The sequence below is a fragment of the Rhizobium mongolense USDA 1844 genome (assembly GCF_000419765.1).
Taxonomy (GTDB): Bacteria; Pseudomonadota; Alphaproteobacteria; order Rhizobiales; family Rhizobiaceae; genus Rhizobium; species Rhizobium mongolense.
On record NZ_ATTQ01000009.1, the window covers coordinates 179,494 to 198,989 of the forward strand.

Annotated in this window: 17 protein-coding genes and 2 pseudogenes; 7 read left to right on the forward strand and 12 right to left on the reverse strand. The window is 59.3% G+C overall.

Annotated elements, in window-relative coordinates; genetic code table 11:
• Window positions 1–170 precede the first annotated feature (170 nt).
• The 6 genes and pseudogenes from A3C3_RS0119170 to A3C3_RS46155 all read right to left on the reverse strand — a co-directional run.
• Complete coding sequence (locus A3C3_RS0119170; protein WP_022716199.1) at window positions 171–968, reverse strand: ABC transporter ATP-binding protein; 798 nt, start codon at window positions 966–968, stop codon at window positions 171–173.
• A gap of 11 nt (window positions 969–979) precedes the next feature.
• Complete coding sequence (gene ntrB / locus A3C3_RS0119175) at window positions 980–1,870, reverse strand: nitrate ABC transporter permease (RefSeq protein ID WP_022716200.1); 891 nt, start codon at window positions 1,868–1,870, stop codon at window positions 980–982.
• Between the two features lie 59 nt (window positions 1,871–1,929).
• Entirely contained in the window at window positions 1,930–3,228 is a 1,299-nt protein-coding gene (locus tag A3C3_RS0119180) for a CmpA/NrtA family ABC transporter substrate-binding protein (RefSeq protein WP_028739793.1), read from the reverse strand.
• 359 nt (window positions 3,229–3,587) lie between these two features.
• Window positions 3,588–4,862 (reverse strand): CmpA/NrtA family ABC transporter substrate-binding protein, encoded by a 1,275-nt coding sequence (locus A3C3_RS0119185; RefSeq protein ID WP_145611636.1) that lies wholly within the window; start codon window positions 4,860–4,862, stop codon window positions 3,588–3,590.
• A gap of 49 nt (window positions 4,863–4,911) precedes the next feature.
• Window positions 4,912–5,499 carry an ANTAR domain-containing response regulator gene (locus tag A3C3_RS0119190; protein ID WP_022716203.1) on the reverse strand — a complete coding sequence of 196 codons (588 nt, stop codon included), beginning with the start codon at window positions 5,497–5,499 and terminating at the stop codon, window positions 4,912–4,914.
• 135 nt (window positions 5,500–5,634) lie between these two features.
• Window positions 5,635–6,161: pseudogene (locus A3C3_RS46155) on the reverse strand (NAD(P)/FAD-dependent oxidoreductase); the annotation flags it as partial.
• Window positions 6,162–6,318: 157 nt separating this feature from the next.
• Between A3C3_RS46155 and A3C3_RS0119205 the strand changes: the two are divergent.
• Together A3C3_RS0119205 and A3C3_RS0119210 are read left to right on the forward strand one after the other, a co-directional pair.
• A complete protein-coding gene (locus A3C3_RS0119205) occupies window positions 6,319–6,615 on the forward strand; it encodes a hypothetical protein (RefSeq protein ID WP_022716206.1) in 297 nt (98 codons plus the stop codon).
• A complete protein-coding gene (locus A3C3_RS0119210) occupies window positions 6,605–7,192 on the forward strand; it encodes a type II toxin-antitoxin system VapC family toxin (protein WP_022716207.1) in 588 nt (195 codons plus the stop codon). The genes A3C3_RS0119205 and A3C3_RS0119210 overlap by 11 nt, the downstream gene beginning before the upstream one ends.
• A gap of 187 nt (window positions 7,193–7,379) precedes the next feature.
• Here the strand turns inward: A3C3_RS0119210 and A3C3_RS48615 are convergent.
• Both A3C3_RS48615 and A3C3_RS0119220 read right to left on the reverse strand, forming a co-directional pair.
• Window positions 7,380–7,647, reverse strand: a pseudogene (locus tag A3C3_RS48615) (aldehyde dehydrogenase family protein); the annotation flags it as partial.
• Between the two features lie 7 nt (window positions 7,648–7,654).
• On the reverse strand, window positions 7,655–8,659 hold the full coding sequence (locus A3C3_RS0119220) for a LacI family DNA-binding transcriptional regulator (RefSeq protein ID WP_022716209.1): 1,005 nt from the start codon (window positions 8,657–8,659) through the stop codon (window positions 7,655–7,657).
• A 201-nt stretch (window positions 8,660–8,860) separates the two neighbouring features.
• Between A3C3_RS0119220 and A3C3_RS0119225 the strand changes: the two genes are divergently transcribed.
• The 3 genes from A3C3_RS0119225 to A3C3_RS0119235 are packed head-to-tail and all read left to right on the forward strand — an operon-like array spanning window position 8,861 to window position 11,921.
• Window positions 8,861–9,775: a sugar phosphate isomerase/epimerase family protein gene (locus A3C3_RS0119225; protein ID WP_022716210.1), complete on the forward strand. Its 915-nt coding sequence runs from the start codon at window positions 8,861–8,863 to the stop codon at window positions 9,773–9,775.
• A gap of 40 nt (window positions 9,776–9,815) precedes the next feature.
• Complete coding sequence (locus A3C3_RS0119230; protein WP_022716211.1) at window positions 9,816–10,739, forward strand: sugar phosphate isomerase/epimerase family protein; 924 nt, start codon at window positions 9,816–9,818, stop codon at window positions 10,737–10,739.
• Window positions 10,740–10,757: 18 nt separating this feature from the next.
• Complete coding sequence (locus tag A3C3_RS0119235; RefSeq protein WP_022716212.1) at window positions 10,758–11,921, forward strand: Gfo/Idh/MocA family protein; 1,164 nt, start codon at window positions 10,758–10,760, stop codon at window positions 11,919–11,921.
• Window positions 11,922–11,939: 18 nt separating this feature from the next.
• Here the strand turns inward: A3C3_RS0119235 and pdxA are convergent, their stop codons facing one another.
• The 4 genes from pdxA to A3C3_RS0119255 form a co-directional block, all read right to left on the reverse strand.
• Window positions 11,940–12,926 carry a 4-hydroxythreonine-4-phosphate dehydrogenase PdxA gene (gene pdxA / locus A3C3_RS0119240; RefSeq protein ID WP_022716213.1) on the reverse strand — a complete coding sequence of 329 codons (987 nt, stop codon included), beginning with the start codon at window positions 12,924–12,926 and terminating at the stop codon, window positions 11,940–11,942.
• Between the two features lie 28 nt (window positions 12,927–12,954).
• Window positions 12,955–14,088 carry an iron-containing alcohol dehydrogenase gene (locus A3C3_RS0119245; protein ID WP_022716214.1) on the reverse strand — a complete coding sequence of 378 codons (1,134 nt, stop codon included), beginning with the start codon at window positions 14,086–14,088 and terminating at the stop codon, window positions 12,955–12,957.
• 282 nt (window positions 14,089–14,370) lie between these two features.
• Window positions 14,371–15,558 carry a sialidase family protein gene (locus tag A3C3_RS0119250; protein WP_022716215.1) on the reverse strand — a complete coding sequence of 396 codons (1,188 nt, stop codon included), beginning with the start codon at window positions 15,556–15,558 and terminating at the stop codon, window positions 14,371–14,373.
• A 10-nt stretch (window positions 15,559–15,568) separates the two neighbouring features.
• Window positions 15,569–16,474 (reverse strand): dihydrodipicolinate synthase family protein, encoded by a 906-nt coding sequence (locus tag A3C3_RS0119255; protein ID WP_022716216.1) that lies wholly within the window; start codon window positions 16,472–16,474, stop codon window positions 15,569–15,571.
• A 284-nt stretch (window positions 16,475–16,758) separates the two neighbouring features.
• On the opposite strand from A3C3_RS0119255, the gene A3C3_RS0119260 reads away from it, so the two are divergent.
• Together A3C3_RS0119260 and A3C3_RS0119265 are read left to right on the forward strand one after the other, a co-directional pair.
• Window positions 16,759–18,405, forward strand: coding sequence for an ABC transporter substrate-binding protein (locus A3C3_RS0119260; protein WP_022716217.1), 1,647 nt, complete (start codon window positions 16,759–16,761; stop codon window positions 18,403–18,405).
• A 132-nt stretch (window positions 18,406–18,537) separates the two neighbouring features.
• A complete protein-coding gene (locus A3C3_RS0119265; protein ID WP_028739795.1) occupies window positions 18,538–19,494 on the forward strand; it encodes an ABC transporter permease in 957 nt (318 codons plus the stop codon).
• Window positions 19,495–19,496 lie beyond the last annotated feature (2 nt).

A 19,496-nucleotide genomic window follows, 5' to 3' on the forward strand; every position in this document is an offset into this window, starting at 1 on the left:
CGCGCCGATGGTGCAGGAGCCAACGGACACGACGCCGCAGATGCGCGAAGACAGCCACAAAATCAAGCAGTATCTTGGCTGCCTAATCTCCATGCTCTGTCCGCGCGATCGGGGTCCGTCTCTAACCGAGTGGTCGAACACGGCATCTGCACAGCGATAACCGTTGGAAGTTACTCTGCGGCTTCAACGAAGCGGTGACGTTCGTAAAGAAACTTCAAAACGGCCTCGCGGCATTTGAGATACGTGCGGTCCGAAGCGAGTTCGATGCGGTTGCGCGGCTTCTCGATCGGCACATCGAGGATTTCACCGATCTTGGCGGCTGGCCCGTTGGTCATCATCACTATGCGGTCAGAGAGCAGCACGGCCTCGTCGACATCGTGGGTGATCATCACCATCGTGTTGCCGAGACGTGCGTGGATGTCCATCACCGCATCCTGCAGATGGGCACGCGTCAGCGCGTCGAGCGCACCGAAGGGTTCGTCGAGCAACAGGATCTTCGGCTCCATCGACAACGCACGGGCGATGCCGACGCGCTGCTTCATGCCGCCGGAAATCTCAGAAGGCCGCTTGTCCTTGGCGTGGGCCATCTGGACAAGATCAAGATTGGCCATGACCCATTCGTGACGCTCCGCTCTGCTCTTCGAGCTGCTGAAGACCTTGGAAACGGCCAGGTTGACGTTTTCGTAGACGGTGAGCCAGGGAAGCAGGCTGTGGTTCTGGAACACGACGGCGCGTTCAGGACCGGGCGCATTGACTTCCCGATTTTCGAGAAGCACAGCACCGGCCGAAACCGGCGTCAAGCCTGCGATCAGGTTCAAGAGCGTGGATTTGCCGCAGCCGGAGTGGCCGATGATCGATACGAATTCACCCCTGGCAATCGTCAGGTTGATGCCCTTCAGCACCTCGGCGCGCGTTCCGGCCCGGTCAAAATGCTTGTCGATATGGTCGAGCTTGAGATAGGCAGTCATGATCGTTCCTCTCAGTTGGCCGAAGCGCCGCGGGTGATCAGTCGGCCTGCGGCGGCCACCAGCTTGTCGAGCGCAAAACCGACGACGCCGATATAGGCGAGGGCGACGATGATGTCTGGCAGGCGCGACGAGTTCCACGCGTCCCAGATGAAGAAGCCGATACCGACGCCGCCGGTCAGCATCTCGGCTGCGACGATGGCAAGCCACGAAAGGCCGACGCCGATACGAAGGCCGGTAAAGATGTAGGGCGCAGCCGACGGCAGCATGATCTTGAAGAAGAACTCGAAGTGGTTGAGCCGCAGCACCTGCGCCACGTTGCGGTAGTCCTGCGGGATATTGCGCACGCCAACGGCCGTGTTGATGATCACCGGCCAGATGGAGGTGATGAAGATCACGAAGATTGCTGAAGGATTGGAATCCTGGAAGGCAGCGAGCGACAGCGGCAGCCAGGCAAGTGGCGGGACGGTGCGCAGTACCTGAAAGATCGGGTCGAGCCCGCGCATGGCCCAGACCGATTGGCCAATGACGGCGCCGATGACGACACCCGAGATCGCGGCAAGGCCGAAGCCGTAGGCGACGCGCTGCAGCGAGATGATGACGCGCCAGCCAAGCCCGATGTCCTGGGAGCCGTAGTTGAAGAACGGATAAGCGATGAGATCAAAGCTTTCCTGCCAGACCCGGTGTGGAGAGGGCAGCGAGGCGTCGGGCGACGAACAGAGCACCTGCCAGACGGTCAGAATGATCGTAAGCACGACAAGCGGCGGCACGATGCTGCGCGCAGCCGCCATCGCTACGCCGCGGATATTGATGCGGGGCGCCGGCTGTCTTGCAAGGCGGACGACATTTGCGGCCTTCGGCGCAGTCTTTGCCGGTATGGGTTCGTTCTTTGCCAGGGCGGACATGAGGCGCTCCTCGTCGTGAATAAAAGGCCGGCGCGCCTGTCACGCGCCGGAGGTGGGGATCAGGATGCGGCCTTGATGGCAAGGCTATCGAGATAGGCGGACGGATTTTCCGGATCGAAGACCTTGCCGTCGAAGAAGGTTTCCTTGCCCCGGGACGGAGAAGCGGGGATGTCGGCGGCAGCGACGCCCAGCGCCTTGGCCGCGTCGCGCCAGAGATCCTCCCGGTTGACCTGGTCAACGAGAGCCTTGATGTCGGTGTCAGGGGCGAACTTGCCCCAGCGGACGTTCTCGGCCATGAACCAGGTATCGTGGCTCTTGAAGGGGTAGGAGGCGCCGCCTGCCCAGAATTTCATGTAAAGATCGGTGCCATGGGCGACACGGCCGTTGCCGTAGTTGATGTCCCCCTTGAGGCGGCCAAGGATGTCCTTCGGCGGCACGTTGAACCATTGGCGCTTGCCGAGGATCGTCGCCATCTCTTCCTTGTTGTCCATGCTGTCGCACCATTGCTGGGCTTCCATCACGGCCATCAGCAGGGCTCTTGTGGCATTCGGGTTCTTCTCGACCCAGTCGGCGCGCATGCCGAGCGCCTTTTCCGGATGTCCCTTCCAGAGTTCGCCGGTCGTTGCTGCGGTAAAGCCGACGCCCTGATTGACGAGTTGCTCATTCCACGGCTCGCCGACACAGAAGACGTCCATGTTGCCGACCTTCATGTTTGCCACCATCTGCGGCGGCGGCACGACGATGGTCGAGACGTCCTTGTCCGGGTCGATGCCGCCGGCGGCAAGCCAGTAGCGGATCCAAAGGTCATGGGTGCCGCCCGGGAAGGTCATCGCGGCCTTCACTTCCTTGCCTTCGGCCTTCTTTTTTTCGAAGGCCGCCTTCAGCTTGGATGCGTCAAGCTGGACGCCGGTATCGGCATATTCCTTGGCGACGGAAATGCCCTGGCTGTCGTAGTTCAGGCGGGCGAGCAGGGCCATCGGTACCGGCTGATTGTTCTGCGTCACCTTGCCCGTATGCATGAGATAGGGCAGCGGCGAAAGGATATGGGCGCCGTCGATACCGTTCGAGGCCCCGCCGAGTACCAGATTGTCGCGTGTTGCCCCCCAGGACGCTTGCTTGGCGACCTCGACATCGGGAAGGCCATGTTTTTCGAAAAGGCCCTTCTCCTTGGCGACGATCAACGCGGCAGCGTCGGTCAGCGCGATGAAGCCGAGTTTGGCGCCCGTGACTTCAGGTGCTGCGGCTGCTGCAAAGGCGCCGGACGGAAAAGCGGTGCGGACGGCGCCGATCAAGGCAGCCGCGGCGGTCGTTTTCAGGAGGCTGCGGCGGCTCATTCCGCTCGTAAGGATCTTGTTCATGCGCTGGTTCCCCTTGTTGGTCGTCGCAGGAATTCTCGGAATAAAAAAACGCCGCCCGGAGATTGCGTCTGCGGGAAGGGAGAGTTCCCGGACAGCAAAAACCGTGCGACGTCGATGTCTTTTGTAAGCGCTTATCGCGCGCTCATCCGCCAAGATCGCCATTGATCCGGGCAAGATCAGTCTTGCAAGCCGCGTGCCAGTTTTTGATGTGAACTTTAGATCATTGAAATTCAATCAAGATCTTCGCTTTAAGGCCATATGCATAATTTTTGAGCTTGCGACAGTCTTGCATATATATTGTGCGAATGGTGTTTCTCGTGCGCAGACGGCTGCCAGCCTTTTGTGCAAAGCAAAAGAAATCAGACCTCGTCCGCATCCGGTGCAAAGGGCAGGGTGCGCCTCACCGCAAATTCGCGGACATACTCCACGAGCCGCGCCGGATCGAAAATGCGGCCGTCCATGAAGCGGTCGTAGTCGCTGTCGCCTTCGATGCGGATATCGGCGTCCTGAGGCGTGCACGTCTCGCCGAGTGCCGTCCTGTAGAGGTCCGGGCGATAGGCCGAAGCTGCCGCGCGCGCGCTATTCAGGCTGATTGACGCCTGTCCCCAGCGGACCATCTGGCTATAGATCCACAATGCCTGGCTCGGCCGCGGGTAGTTTGCAAAGCCGCCATGGAACATGAAGTAATTGTCGATGACGCGGCGGTGGCCCTTGGCGTCCAGGCTGAACTCGCCGGCAAGCACATATCGGATAATGTCGACGGGTGCCGCGATGTAGCGCTGATCGGCGAGTACCGCGGCCAAGGCATCGTGGTTTCCGGCATGGTCGCACCAGCGCGCTGCGGCATCGAGCGCGACGATCAGCCGGGAGACCGTTTCCGGATGGCTCTCTGCCCAATCCGGCCGCATGCCGACGACCTTTTCCGGGGCTGACGGCCAGATATCCTGTTTTGTCGCAACGATCCGCCCGACGCCGCGCTCAGACGCCACCATGTTCCACGGCGCGCCGACACAGAAGCCGTCGATCGCGCCGGCGGCCAGAGCGTCGGAGGTGAGCGGCGGCGGGACGACGACGAGCTTCACGTCCTTGTCGGGATCAATGCCGCCTGCAGCCAGCCAGTAGCGGAATTCGTAATTGTGCGAGGAAAAGGGATAGGTCATCCCCAGTGTAGGCACCGGCTCGCCGGTCAGTCGCATCTGGTTCAGCACCAATGAAAAGGCGCGCGCGCTTTCGAGGGCGCCGGCTTTCTCGGAAAGACCGGCGGTTTCGCGCATCCGTTCAAAGAGGCGCGTCGAAAGGGTGATCGCATTGCCGCCGCGCCCGAGCGAAAAGGGTGTGATGGTCGGCGAGGGGTTCGAGCCCAGTCCAAGCGCTGCGGCAACAGGCATCGGCGAGAGCATATGCGCTATATCGAATTGGCGAAAGGCCAGGCGGTCGCGAACATTCGCCCATGAAACGTCTCTGACGAGATCAAGGGTCAGGCCCTCCTTCTCGGCAAATCCGAATTCTGCGGCCGCAATCAGCACCGAGGCGTCTACCAAGGGAATGAAGCCGGCGCGTAGAACACGCGGGCCCTCGCTGCTGAGCCTTGAAGGCGCAGAGACGCGCCCTTGCTGTGTGTCAATTCTCGTCACCGCATTCACTCCGCAGTCCTCCGGACAATCGATTGGCCGTGGCGGCGGGTCACATCAGCAACCCTGCGGCCGTCACGACGCTTTGTGCGATTTCGGACATCTTCTTCTTCTCGTTCATCGCCGTCTGGCGCAGCAGAGCGAATGCCTGCTCCTCCGAAAGGCCGCGCATCTTCATCAGGATGCCTTTGGCCCGCTCGACGACCTTGCGCTCTTCGAGCGCCGACTTTGCATCGGCGAGCTCCCGCCGCAGGCGGCTGAAGGCGTTGAACCGGCTGACGGCCATATCGAGAATCGGTTTGACCCGTTCCTTCTTCAGCCCGTCGACGATATAGGCAGAGACGCCGGCCTCAACGGCTGCTTCGATGGAAGCGGTATCCGACCGATCGACAAACATCGCGATCGGCCGACTGACCGTTCGTGTCAGCTGGAACAGATGCTCCATCATGTCGCGGTTCGGGTTCTCGATGTCGATGATGATAACGTCCGGTTTCAGTGTTTCTATGATGCGTGCGACGCCCTGGACCTCGTGAATGACGGTGACGCGCGTGTGGCCGGCCTCCTGCAACCCCTCCTCGATGATCGAGGCGCGGATCGCATTTTCATCTATGACCAGAATTGTCAGGTCGAAACGGCTCATGCCCCGTTTATGACGCACTGCAATAAAACAGGCAAGTTAAAAGCCATAAAATTAAGCATAAAAAGCGGATGCACAAAAAATGCGCTTTTTCTAGAAATCCGCAACCTTGCCCAGGAGCTTCTCAATCATGCGCACCGGTCGACACGAAAGGATTGACGATCGGATGGAAGCTTGCGGAAGTGGATGCCGAGTTGGCGACAGAAGGTCGAAGCCCAGGCGCCGCCGGTCATGATAAATGGTTGCTTTCTCGGTCACCACGGCGCTCAATCGGCCGGCCGTCGTCTCGATGCCGCGCGCGCCGCGCAATTCTGATGCACGCTGCTTCCGAGTTCCGGGCAACAGAAGGTGCGGTCGGTGAGGGATCGGCAGTCCGGTCCGACGGTGAAAAGACCCCACTCTTCCAGCGCCGACCGCTCGCCTTGGCCGTTCGATTGCCTGCACACTGTCGAGCCTGTCGGTCGTCACGCCGCGGCCGTTTTCGCAAAGTCGCGCCAGCGTGCCCAGCCATCGAGAGGCCGCAGCGCCAGAACCCGGTCTCTTCGCCTGTTTTCGGCCGCAAATCGCTCCCACAGATCGAGGCTATTGGTGGCGATCGGAAGTTCGCGCGCGTCGCGGTTTTGCTGGCGGCACCACACCCAATTCCGGCTCGACTGCTTGGCACCACGCGCCCGCTGAATGTGTGATCAGCCGATGCCTGGGGTGTTTACGATCATCAGAAAGCGGTGATCGCCCCGTAATGGCGATCTCTGAAATGCAGTGGAAGTCACTTGAACTGGTGTTGAACAAATTCTATGTTATGTTCAACTACAGGAGATAGCAGTGGCCACTCGCAGTACAATTGCACCAAACGAGGCTAGAGAGATCGCCCAGAAGCGCAATAAGCTGGTGCTCGATCAGGCGAGAGCCAGCGGATTGCTGGGGACCGTGAAGAATACGCGGCTGTCCGGTAGGGTCCCTTCTGAACTGGTAGAGGCCGCCAAACAACGGGCTCACGTAAATTCTGATACGGAACTTCTCGAGCTGGCCCTTTCACGCCTTGCGTTGGAAGACGACTTCGGCGCTAAACTCGTGCGGCGCAAGGGATCGGTACCGCAGGACCTCGATCTTGCCATTTGACATACGGACGACCCTCCGTTCGATTAAGCCGGAAAAACGAACAGGTGGCCTCAATCGAAGAGATGATAGCCATCTGGCATGGGCGGAAGACGAACCACTACTGGGGGGACCTATCCTTCTGGATACCTGTGTGTATCTCGACGTCCTTCAAGGTAAATCCTCTGAGGCGGTTGATCGTTTGCTGACCTACCGGCTGTGCTACCATTCTGCAGTGTGCCTGTCGGAACTCACGCACGTTTTCGGCCGCCTCGATCCGGCTCACACGTCTACCAAAGCGGTCCTTAAGGCGGTCAGTGAAACGGCAAGCGACATCCCTTCGCATAGATTACACGCGCCTGACACCGCGGCGTGGGGCTCCGCTGGCATTCTAGCGGGCCTCATGGCGCGACTGTCTAACGTGCCCAAGAATGCGGGGCACGAGCGACGCTTCCTGAATGACGCGCTTGTTCTGCTTCAGGCACAGAATTTGGGCGCCGCTGTGTTGACTGGCAACATCAAGGATTTCGATTATCTCACGCAGATTGTGACGAGCGAGCAGGTCATCTTCTATCGCGCCGTTTCAGCTCAGGACCGGTAGTGGTAACTCATTTCCACAATGCGTTATTGACCTTGACCGGGTCAGCCAAGCCCGCCGATGTGGAAGCTCTTCATTTCGAGATATTCTTCAATGCCGCACCGGGCGCCTTCGCGACCGGGGCCGGATTTCGATTGAAAGGTTGATCTTCTCGATCGCCGCCTTGTTGATTCGGGCCGTTAGACATACGAGATTGGACCAGAATGCGGTTGACGCAGACGCAGGTCTGGCCGCCATTGCGGAGCTTCGAGGCGATTGCACCCTGGACGGCAAGGTGGAGATCTGCGTCATCGAAGGCGATGGACGGCGCGTTGCCGCCGAGTTCCAGGCACCAGCCGGTTGACGCTGTCGGATGCGCCACGCATCAAGAGCGAGCCTACGCGGGTGGAACTGATGAAGGAGATCTTGCGAACAGGCTGGTTTGCCATCAACTCGTCACCGATCTTGGCGGGCATGCCGGCGCGGTCACACGTTTTCGGGGGTTACGGTGAGAAAGCGGACAGGTTCTGTACTGACGTCGACATCGATCAGGCCAAGCGCCTTTAATGTCAGATCGATCGATCTGCGAGCCTCAATCTCCGGTACCTGATCGAGCACGACCGACATGATGCCTTCACGCAGATAGCTCCGTGTCTGATCGCTCAGTTCGTGTCCGACCCAAAATGCCATCCGAGTCCGCTGATTTTTGAGGACTGATGCGACGGCGACGTTGTCGCCGCCGGCGCTATAGACGCCAATGACGTTCGGGTGCCTGCGAAGCGCGTTGCGCAGCAGTTCTATGGTGTTGTGCTCGTCGTCGAAGTCGAACATCACTTCCACAAAAGCGTGTCCCCCATCGGCATGCTCCGCGAGATATTCAGAAAAGCCGCGGATACGCTCCCTATGGTTTTCATAGGCGCCGCTGTGGCAAAGAGCAACGAAGGAACCTGCCTTGCCCGCCTGCATGCGTGACATGTAATAGGCGGCCGTGCGGCCGGCAGCGTAGTTGTCGATCCCGACATAGGGCAGTTCCGGCGCCGGTCGCGTCATGATCTGGATGACAGGTATGCCGAGAGCCGCTGCTTGCCTGACACTCGTGACGACATCCGGATGATCGGGGGCGACGACGATCAGCGAGGACCGCCGGTTCTTCGGCTTTGCGATATAATGCGCGAAATCCGCAGGGTCGTTTTCGCGGGCAAAGGTCCGGTGAACGACGATGCTGTGATCAAGCAGGGCGGCGATCCTCTCGAACGCCTGGTTCATACGTGAATAGAAGTTCGTTTCCGGGCGCACGAGGACGACTTCGATCCGGACAAGGCCGCGATGGGCCTCTGGCATCACATGCCGATAGTTGAGTTTCCTGACCGCCAGAAAGACCTTCTCCACCGTCTCCGGCCTTACGCCGCCACGGCCGTTGACAACCCTCTCGACCGTCGCGGTGCCGACACCGGCCTCTCTCGCCACATCCCTCAGGGTGATCTTGGTCATGGTTTATGCCGCCTCTGAGGAACGAATACAGCATCTGCGCACCACTGCGTCAATGATCAAATTTGATCAAGGAAGGATTGGCTCGTGGTCTGCAAGCACGCGTAATCTCGCCGTCGACTCGGGAGGAGACGCCGAAGTTCGAAGCCGATCGACAGGTCCGGTGGCTTGAAAGCGGCCAGCCCGGATGAAGGAGGAGACATCATGAGAATCGCACTCGACCCGCATATGCACCGCCATCTGGGACTGAACGCGCTTTGCCGGAAGACGGCCGAGCTCGGCTACGGCTATATCGAGCTGTCGCCACGGGATGATTTTCTTCCCTGGTGGGTGCGTCCGCGCGCTCATAAGGAGCGGATTGCCGAGTTCAAGAAGGCGCTCACGGATCGTGGGGTCAAGCTGGCCTCGCTGCTTCCCATGTATCGCTGGGCAAGCCCGCATGAAGACGAGCGGGTAGCCGCGGTCAGTTACTGGAAGCAGGCCATCGAGATTGCCGTCGAGATGGGTTGCGATACGATGAACTCGGAGTTCGGCCGCGGCCCGTCGCCCGACCGTGGCCACAAGTCGAATTGCTGCGGCGGGCACTATACGCATGAAACCAGCGAGGCAGCCTGGTGGCGGTCGATCGAGGAGCTGGTCCCGGTCTTCGAAAAGCACGACGTAACACTCAACATGGAACCGCATCCGGAAGACTGGTGCGAGACGCTTCATCCGGCGCTCGACATGCTGAAGACCATTGGTTCGAAGAATGTCAAGTTCCTCTATTGCGCGCCGCACACCTTCTACTTCGGCGACGACATGGCCAGGATGATCGAAGTGGCCGGTCCGATGATTGCCCATGTGCATGTCGCCGACACCTATAACCACAAGGCCTCGTCCGGCCTTCGCTACATCATCAATCCTCCCGGTGCGAAGGTTACGATCCACCAGCACATGGACATGCATCAGGGCGAGATCGACTGGGATGTCTTCTTCGGTTCGCTCGCCAAGATCGGCTTTGACGGTATCGTCACGGCTTGCGTCTTCGGCTGGGAGGATCGGGCCGATGCATCCGGCCGCTTCATGCGCTCCGAAATCCAGAAGTATGTCGACAAGTATTGGCCGGCAAAGAGCGCTTGAGCAAAGACTGCATCACCGACCTTCTGCAGGGAATTACTCCATGACCATCACCATTACGACTGCTCCATGCTGCTGGGGCGTCGACGACGTCAACAACCCGAACCTGCCGGCCTGGGAGCGCGTCTTCGATGAGGCGGCCGCTGCCGGCTATGGTGGCCTCGAACTCGGCCCCTATGGCTACGTGCCACTCAATCATCAACAGGTGGCAAAGGCGCTCACCGACCGCGGCCTCTTCATCGTCGCCGGCACAATTTTCGACGATCTTGTCTCTCCGGCCAAGCGGGAAGACCTTCTGCGGCAGACGGACGAAATTTGCGCCATGATCATCACGTTGCCCCAGCCGGAGCAGGTGACGGGCCAGCGATTCCGGACGCCTTATCTGACCGTAATGGACTGGGGTCATGACGAGCGGGATTATGCCGCCGGCCACTCTGACCGGGCACCCCGGCTTTCCGATGGCGCCTGGGCGGGCATGGTCGCCAACATCAAGGCAATCGCCGAACTTGCAAGCAGCAAATATGGCGTTCGCGCCGTCATCCATCCCCATGCCGGAGGCTACATCGAATTTGCCGATGAGATCGAGCGGATCGCAATCGATGTCCCGGCCGAAACCGCCGGCTTTTGCCTCGATACCGGCCACACCTATTATGCCGGCATGGATCCGGTCAAGACACTGCGCCGTTATGCGGAGCGGCTAGATTATGCGCACTTCAAGGATATCGATCAGGCCGTATTCGAGCGCGTGCTCGGCCAGAAGATCCGTTTCTTTGAGGCCTGCGCTGAGGGGGTTATGTGCCCGATCGGGCGCGGCGTCATTGATTATCCGGCCGTCGGGAGAGTGCTCCAGGAGATCGGCTATCACGGTTTCATCACCGTCGAACAGGAACGCGATCCTCTAAGCGTGGCAGGAAGCCTCCAGGACGTGAAGGAGAGCCGCGACTACCTGCGGTCAGTCGGCTTCTAAGACAAGAGGAAACTGAACATGTCAGCAAGCAAGACAAAGCCGATCCGCTGGGGCATGGTGGGCGGCGGACGTGGCAGCCAGATCGGCTATATCCACCACTCGGCAGCGCTAAGGGACAGCACGTTCGAACTCGTGGCCGGTGCATTTGATATCGATCCGGAGCGCGGCCGCGCTTTCGGTGTCGACCTCGGCCTTGATGAGGCTCGCAGCTATCCGGAGTATGCGGCGATGTTCGCCGCAGAGGCTGAACGGCCCGATGGCATCGAGGCGGTGTCGGTCGCCACGCCGAACAACACCCATTTTGCGATTTGCAAGGCGGCCCTCGAACACGGACTGCATGTCGTTTGCGAAAAGCCGCTCTGCTTCACCGTTTCGGAAGCGCAAGAGCTGAAGGCGCTGTCGCAGGCGCGTCATAAGATCGTCGGCGTCACCTATGGTTATGCCGGTCATCAGATGATCGAGCAGGCGCGGGCTATGGTGAAAAACGGTGATCTCGGCGAGATCCGCATCGTCAATCTGCAATTTGCTCATGGTTTTCACAGTGCGCCGGTCGAGGATCAGAACCCTTCCACGCGTTGGCGCGTCGATCCGACAACCGCAGGCCCGAGCTATGTGCTCGGCGATGTTGGAACGCACCCGCTCTATATCTCGGAAGTGATCCTGCCGCATTTGACGATCAAGCGGTTGATGTGCGCCCGGCAGAGCTTTGTCAAAAGCCGCGCGCCCCTTGAAGACAACGCCGTTACGCTGATGGAATACGACAACGGTGCTATTGCCACCGTCTGGTCGAGCGCCGTCAATGCGGGCTCCATGCACGGACAGAAGGTGCGCATTGTCGGCGAAAAGGCGAGCATCGAATGGTGGGACGAGCGGCCGAACCAGCTTTCCTACGAGGTCCAGGGAGAGCCGGCGCGCATTTTGGAACGTGGCATGGGCTATCTCTACCCCGAAGCAAGGATCGACGACCGCATCGGTGGCGGCCATCCAGAAGGCCTCTTTGAGGCCTGGGCAAACCTCTACCGACGCTTCGGATTCGCCATTAACAAGGAGCACGGTCTTGCGCCGGACGGCATCGAAGGCCTTGCGTTTCCGGGCATCGATGCGGGGCTCGAGGGCGTGCGCTGGGTGGAAAATTGCGTGCGCTCTGCCGACGCCGGCGGCGTGTGGGTAGATTATCTGTAACGTTACATCGAGCGTTCACTATGCGCGCTGGCGGGGCGAACGCGCCATCAGCTGCGCATAGGCAATCGCCGAAAGCATGTTGGCGTGGTTTGCCTTTCCGGTGCCAGCAATATCGAATGCGGTGCCGTGATCGACGGAGACGCGGTCGATCGGAAGGCCGAGCGATACATTGACTGCAGTTTCGAAGGCGACGAGCTTGATCGGAATGTGGCCCTGGTCGTGATACTGGGCAATCACCAGATCGAAGGCGCCGTTATAGGCACGCGCAAAGACGGTATCGGCCGAAATCGGGCCAACCACGTCAATGCCCTTGGCCCGAGCCAGTTCGACCGCAGGGGTGAGGAACTCCATGTCCTCCGTGCCGAAGAGGCCGTTTTCGCCGCAATGCGGGTTGATGCCGGCAACGGCGATGCGCGGTTTCTTGCCAAGGCGGACAAAGTGGTTATGGCCAGCTTCGATCGTTGCAATGACGCGGTCCGTCTTGGCGCGCTCTATGGCGCCCCGCAGCGAGACATGTGTCGAAACATGGATCGTGTTGAGGCGGTCAGAGGCAAGCAGCATGAACGAACTCTTCGAGCCGGTCAGATGCGCAAGCAGGCCCGTGTGGCCGTCGAAGTGATGTCCGGCAAGGTTCATTGCCTCCTTGTTGATCGGCGCGGTGACGATGACGTCCGCATCGCCCGACATCGCAAGCTCGACCGCGCGGCTGATGTAGCGAACGGAAGCGTCGCCTGCGATGGGACTGACTTTGCCGATTTCGGGAAGGCTGCCGTCAAGCGCCACCTCGTCGACGGCAATGGTTGATCCGTCTTCCGATGCAGATGGCCCGAAGCGCAGGTCGATGCCGGTCGTGCGGCAGGCGCGCTCCAGTGCTTTGCTATTGCCGACGATCACGAAATCGCGGCGCTCGTGTCGTGGCATTGCCGCAAGCGACTTGACGATGACTTCCGGGCCAACGCCTGCCGGATCGCCGAGCGTGACTGCGACTTTTGCATTTTTGACCATCAGTCAAATTCCCTTTGAAAGGGCCGGCCTAAAAGGCGGCTCCATAGATCGAGCGGATGTCGTCGCGTGTCAGATCGCGCGGATTATTATCGAGCAGGCGGCGGATGGCAAAGGCATCGTTGGCCATCTGGTCGAGGCCGCTTTCCGGCACACCCAAACCCGACAGCTTCATCTCGATGCCGAGTTCCGCGCAGAACTCATAGGCGGCTGCGAAGACGGATTTGGCCTCATCCGAAGCGGGATGGCCGAGAGCTTCCATGACCGCCTTGGTCTTGGCCGGAACGGACGGTGTGTTGAAAGCCAGCACATGCGGGAAGATCAATGCGTTTGCAGCGCCATGCGCGACATGCCAGCGAGTGCCGAGCGGATAGGCGAGGGCGTGACCGCCCGCCGTATTGACCGGTCCCAGGCAGAAGCCGCCATAAAGGGAGGCAAGTGATAAGCCAGCGCGCGCTTCTGCATCGGCACCGTCCCTGACGGCGCGTGCCAGATATTTGCCAACGAGCCGCGTGCCTTCGATCGCGTAGATATCGATCATCGGATGCGCCTTGCGATTGGTAAAGGCCTCAACGCAATGGGCCATTGCATCCACACCGGTCGCAGCCGTCGTGCGGGGCGGAACGGTAAAGGTCAGCGCCGGGTCGATGACGGCGATATCGGCAAGCATGTGGACGCTTTCGACGGCAAGTTTCGACATCGTTTCAGGATCGGTCACCAGCGCGCGGATGCCCGCCTCGCTGCCGGTTCCCGATGTCGTAGGCACTTGTGCGAGAGCCACTTTGCGCGGCCCCTGAACCTTGTTCGGTCCAACGACCTCTCGCAGGCTTTGCGGCGAACCGGCGAGCACGGAGGCGAGCTTGGCAAGATCCATGGCGCTGCCGCCGCCGAAGCCGACGATGAGTTCCGCCCGGGTGGCGTTGGCAGCACTCAGCACCCTGTCGAGATTACTGATGTCGGGTTCCGGTGTGACATCGCCAAACACTGCGACCTCGCCTTGGATCGCGAGGGCATCGATGCGTGAAGCGTTGAAGGCATCCGAAATCACGAGCGTGCGGTGGTAGCCTTTCTCTGCGGCCCATTTGCCGAGTTTGCCAGCCGTGCCGATGCCGAACTCGATGATGTTCGGCCTGATGGTCGTGATAGGCGAACCCAGACTGTCCATGAAAGCGGCTCCTCCCTAACAGAAACGGCCGATCGCCGTCGGTGATGTAAAGTTGTTATATCAGCTGTCCGTTTCTGGCAAGAAAAATGCTCAGACACCACTCGAAAGATCATAAAAAGTCTGGATGCGCAAAGTCGAAAACGCAGCGCGGAGAAGCTAGATATCCATTTGATTTTGTTAGATAATAACGAACGCCATCGGCCCACGCAGCCGTGCTGGCACCATTGAAAATCCTCCCTGCCAGTTTGAACGTATATTTGTCAATAATCGACGATGAGTTGGCTAGCCGAGTGCCTCGGCCGGAAGCCGGACATATTTGATTGCCCGACGATAATAGGTATAGGCGATGTGCAGTGTTCCGTCCGGGCCTTCAACGATTGAGGGATAGGAGAATTCGCGATTGAGCGAATCCTTGGAATTGTTGCTAAGGCAATAGCCGTCGCCGGTATCGAGATCGACAACGCGTTCGAAGTTTGCACCGCCATCGTCCGATACGGCAAGGCTGAGAGGCGCGCGCGGCACGCCCCATACTGCCTTGCGGCCCGATGTCACCGCCGCAGCGGCGCCCATTTCCATCTGATCGCTTTCGATCTCGTCGTAAAGCGATCTGCGTCGCGCATTGGAAGTCTCGGCATTGCTGTGGTTGTAAGCCATTGCAATCCTGCCGTCCTTCAGCAAAACAGCCTGGATGGACGAGTTGTTGTTCGGCAGGTTGATGGGACGTGGACGAGACCAGCTTTCGCCGTCGTCTTCTGACGCAGCCGAGAGGACGTTCTCCGAAAAACGATTGCGGAAGAAGGCTATCATCCTGCCCTTGCCAAGTGCCAGAATGTTCATATGGACTGCGCCGAGGCTGTCGGGAACGTCGGTCATCATCCAGGACTTTCCCTGATCGCGGGAAATCAGCACGCCTGCGGCGTCTGCATCGCCGCTCCATCGTTGGCCCGGCAGACTGACGCAACGGAATGCCGGCAAAAGCCAGTCTCCTTTGGCGTTGGCCACGATCGGTTGCCGGACGAAGGTTCCGGGCAGATCGCAAAGAAGCCGGACCGGCCCGAAGGTTTTTCCGTCGTCGTCGGATATTCGGCATTTGACAACCGCGTCATCCTGATTGCCGGAAGTCTGCGATGTGTAAAGTAACCAGACGGCCCTGTCAGGGGCGTTGAAAATCAAAGGGTTCTGCTCTGATTTTGAAGGATCGTCTGAAAGTTTCTGCGGCTCTGACCATTGCGTGGAGCCTGGGGCGAGCTTCGACATGTAAACCGATATGTCGCCCATGCCCTCCATCGTGCCGCCGAACCAGACGCAGCTCAAGGTCCCGTCGGGGAGAAAAGCAAGGTTGGCGGCATGGTTTTGGATGCATGGAGAGGGCAGGTAGGCGTCTGCGCGGCCAGCGTGAGCGGAATTCGGCTTGATGAGGCCGGTCATCAATACGGGGACCTTTTCCGGCGGCAAAGCTGTCAAGCTCATGGGGTTCTCCTTATGGCAACTGCGCATAGCTTTCGGACAAAGCCGCATACTCGGCGTCATTGAGCGCTACCAGTGGCGGACGCGTGCGTTTCCACGCGCTGTCGCCCGTCTTGAGGCCGACCATCGCCTTGATCGCCGGGATCTGCACATAGGAATTCGAAAGCGTCCGATAGGCATTGATGCGGTCTTGCGCCGCATCGACCTCTGCCGCGCGTGTCGCGTCGTGAACGTGGTCATAGACGGCGCGGAGCGAAGAGGCGACCAAATTGGACGTGGCCGTAATACAGCCGGCACCACCTGCCTTCAACAAAGGCAGCAACAATGGGTCTGCGCCGCAAAGCACCGAAAAGCCGGGATGAGCGGCGATGATTGCCTGCATGTTATTGAAATCGCCCGCCGATTCTTTGATGCCAACCACGGTTTCGGGGAAGGCGTCGACGAGTCTGCCGATCAATGGGATCGAGATCGGAATGCCGGAGACCTGCGGGATATGATAGAGAATGACGCGCAGGCGACTGTCGTTCACTCGGCTCAGAATCTGCAAATAAGCATTGAAGAGGCCATCGTCCGATACGCCCTTGTAGTAGAAGGGAGGCAACATAACGACCTTGGTCACTCCGAGCGAAAGCGCATGATTGGTGAGCTCGATGGTCTCGGGAATGGCGGCAACGCCGGTCCCCGGCAGAAGGTTTTCGGCCGCAATGCCGGCGTTCAGGGCCGCTTCAAGAATCGTGCGCCGTTCGGCCATCGAGAATGAGTTCGCTTCGCCCGTCGTGCCGAGAAGCGCCACACCGTGACATCCCTCGGAAAGCAGACGTTGGCAATGCTCGGTGAAAAGGCCAAGATCCGGGCTGCCGTCAGCGTTGAGAGGCGTGGTTGCGGCGCTGAAGACGCCTGTAATTTTATGATTGCTCATTTCTTCCTCCTCGCAAAAAGCGACAGCGCCTTCATGCGTTTTTTGTCCCAATGTTTTCGTTCATAGGATAAGTTGTTGTCAATCTTACAAGCTGTGCGTTGATGCTGCTGAAAGATTAAGTTACTGTTATAATGCAATAAAACCTAGCATCAAGAATTTTGAAGCCTCGAATCTGAATTTTATATTGACAGATTTACATTGTCGCGCGACTCTGCGGCTCAATTCCATCGCGCTGGCTCGGGGAGGGCTTTCGAGGGCGCATTGAATGCTCATGGGAGGAGCAGATGACAATTCGCGAGAACGAGACTGCCTCACAAATTTCGCGCCGTGATGCGCTGAAGCTCGGCCTCGCGGCAGGCGTCGGCCTGACGATGTTCGGCATGGGCGCACGGGTTGTCATGGCCGAGGAAGGTCAGGTCCTGAAAGCCATCAATCCGGCTTTCGACCAGGATTGGTCGCCACTGCGCGGCGGCGGCAGAACCTTCCGCTGGAATTCTTTCTGGTGGGCATCGCCGATGTATTTCGACACAGAAGGCAAGTTGCAGCCTTATGTATTCACGAGCTGGGAATCGTCCGACAACAAGGTCTGGACCTTCAAGCTCGATCCGAAGGCTGTTTTTTCTGACGGCAGCAAGATCACGTCGGCGGATGTGAAGGGTTCATGGGAAGTGGCCTCGATGCCGAACACCAAGAGCCAGCGCGCCGACCAAGTGCTGAGCAAGGTGCAAGGCTACAAAGAGATCGGAGCCGGTTCCGGCACTGAGCTTACCGGGGTTGCAACGCCGGATGAAGGAACGGTCACCGTTACGCTCACGCAAGCTGACCCGATTTTCTTCATGCGCCTGGCAAACCATATCATTCCGGTGACCAAGGCGTCGCAGTCGAGAGGCGGCGACGGCGAGGAGATTACCGACTGGTATAAGCCGGACAATAATGCCGTCTATTCGGGTCCTTTCAAGCTCACGAGCATCGACATCGACGCAGGGACTCTGACATTTGAGCCGAACGAGAATTTCTTCGGTCCGAAGCCGAAGCTTGCTCGCATCGAGATCAGCTCGATCGAAGACAACGTGACGGCGACTTCGCTCATCAATTCCGGTGAATACAACGTCCACACGGAACTCGTCACCTCGACGATTATCCAGGATCTCGGCCCGGAGTTTTCGGCAGGCCCGATCATTCCTACGAGCCAGCACTTCTGGTTCAACACCTCGCGTGCACCGATGAACGATCCGAAAGTGCGTCAGGCACTGATCATGGCGGTTGACCGCGACGGTCTTTTCAAGGCGTCTTATCCGGATGGGCCGCACAAGAAGGCAGACCAGATCCTGAATTCCGTGCCTGGTGCGGACGGCTCCGGCTTCGACCCCTATCCTTTTGATCCGGAAGGCGCAAAGAAGCTGCTTGCTGAATCGAGCTATGGTGGTCCCGAGCGGCTACCGAAGATCATGTTCGTCGGCGTCTCGGCGCCCGCGATCCAGGCAGCTGCCCAGTTCATCGCGGAACAGTGGCGTCAGAACCTCGGCATTACCGCAGTCGACATGAAGCCGCAACAGGACGCCTATGCCGGGCCCGACCAGAACTCGGTTCAGATTTTCCGCGACGATGTCGGCACGCGTGTCCCGGATGCCGTTTCCTATCTTGCCGGTTCCATCGCCTCCACGTCCTCGAACGCCCAGAACAAGCTCGGGGGCTACAAGAACGACAAGGTGGACAGCCTGCTTGCCGAAGCCGCGACCAAGGCTGCCGACGACCCGCAGCGCGTGAAACTGGCGCAGGAGGCTCAAAAGGCGTTCCGCGACGATTGGGCATTCATTCCATGGTATTCTCAGGCGATGTCCCGCTGGGCGACGAAGGAGGTCAAGGGCATGGAGAAGAACCTGGACTGGCAAGTGGTTGCGCCATGGGACATTTCCATCGGGCAAGCATGACGGCTTTCGCCGATCTTGGTAGCTGAACAGCAGCCGCGCGAAGACCGTAAGGCCTTCGCGCATGTTCAAGCAAGGCGCGGTTGTCCGCGGCGCTCCCGTGAGAACCGCACCGAACAACAGGTGGAGGTGGCTTTGTTTCGCTACGTGTTAACGCGGTTTGCCATCTGGATTCCGTCCGTCCTTGTCGTGATGATGGCCGTTTATGCGATGGCATTTTACGGTGCCGGCGATCCGATCAAGCTGATCTTTCTTCGTGCACCGGGCGACGTCGCCTATAATCCGGAGCGTATCGAAGCCATTCGAGAGAGCGCCGGCCTCAACAAACCATTCATCGAGCAGTTCGGCTTTTACATCTGGAACCTGCTGCATGGCCAGTTCGGCAATTCGCTGACCTCGGGCCGCTCGGTCTGGGCGATGGTTTCCGCAGCCGCTCCCGTCTCCTTCAAACTGGCGCTCTGTTCCATCATCTTGACAGCGGTCGTCGCCATCCCCCTGGGCATGATCGCCGCGCTCAATCAGAATTCCAAGCTCGACTATACGATCCTCGGCTCGGCCCTGTTTTTATGGGCAATTCCGGCCTATGTCGCCGGACCGCTGCTCATGGTCGGGTTGATCGTCTTCCTGCCGATGATCAAGGTTCCCTACGGCTGGGGCGGTATCTTTGATGTCCGCATCCTGCTGCCCCTGATTGTTTTGTCCTTTCAGCCGATTGCGCTTATCGTACGCCAGACGCGTGCGGCAGTCATTGAAGTGCTGTCGGAGGACTTTGTACGTACGGCACGCGCCAAGGGCGTGCCGGAAATCGTCGTCGCTCTCAGGCATATCCTGCGCCCGGTGCTGACCCCGGTCGTCACCCAGCTCGGACTCATCATGATCACCATCGTCAACGGGGCGATCTTCGTCGAACTGGTCTTCGGCCTACCCGGCCTCGGCCGCCTGACCGTGCAGGCGCTCACGAATTCCGATTATCCCGTCATCCTGGCGATCACGCTCATCGGATCCTTCTTGGTCATGGTCTCGAACCTTCTGGTCGATGTTCTCTATCCGCTGCTTGATCCACGCGCCAACGATGCAAGAAGGAGCCGCTGACA

Bases quoted from the DNA above. Each gene is read 5' to 3' on its own strand.
- A3C3_RS0119245 (WP_022716214.1), bottom strand. From the start codon at position 14,088: ATGGACAGTCTGGGTTCGCCTATCACGACCATCAGGCCGAACATCATC.
- A3C3_RS0119235 (WP_022716212.1), top strand. From the start codon at position 10,758: ATGTCAGCAAGCAAGACAAAGCCGATCCGCTGGGGCATGGTGGGCGGC.
- A3C3_RS0119250 (WP_022716215.1), bottom strand. From the start codon at position 15,558: ATGAGCTTGACAGCTTTGCCGCCGGAAAAGGTCCCCGTATTGATGACC.
- pdxA (WP_022716213.1), bottom strand. From the start codon at position 12,926: ATGGTCAAAAATGCAAAAGTCGCAGTCACGCTCGGCGATCCGGCAGGC.
- ntrB (WP_022716200.1), bottom strand. From the start codon at position 1,870: ATGTCCGCCCTGGCAAAGAACGAACCCATACCGGCAAAGACTGCGCCG.
- A3C3_RS0119190 (WP_022716203.1), bottom strand. From the start codon at position 5,499: ATGAGCCGTTTCGACCTGACAATTCTGGTCATAGATGAAAATGCGATC.
- A3C3_RS0119170 (WP_022716199.1), bottom strand. From the start codon at position 968: ATGACTGCCTATCTCAAGCTCGACCATATCGACAAGCATTTTGACCGG.
- A3C3_RS0119225 (WP_022716210.1), top strand. From the start codon at position 8,861: ATGAGAATCGCACTCGACCCGCATATGCACCGCCATCTGGGACTGAAC.
- A3C3_RS0119220 (WP_022716209.1), bottom strand. From the start codon at position 8,659: ATGACCAAGATCACCCTGAGGGATGTGGCGAGAGAGGCCGGTGTCGGC.
- A3C3_RS0119230 (WP_022716211.1), top strand. From the start codon at position 9,816: ATGACCATCACCATTACGACTGCTCCATGCTGCTGGGGCGTCGACGAC.
- A3C3_RS0119260 (WP_022716217.1), top strand. From the start codon at position 16,759: ATGACAATTCGCGAGAACGAGACTGCCTCACAAATTTCGCGCCGTGAT.
- A3C3_RS0119180 (WP_028739793.1), bottom strand. From the start codon at position 3,228: ATGAACAAGATCCTTACGAGCGGAATGAGCCGCCGCAGCCTCCTGAAA.
- A3C3_RS0119255 (WP_022716216.1), bottom strand. From the start codon at position 16,474: ATGAGCAATCATAAAATTACAGGCGTCTTCAGCGCCGCAACCACGCCT.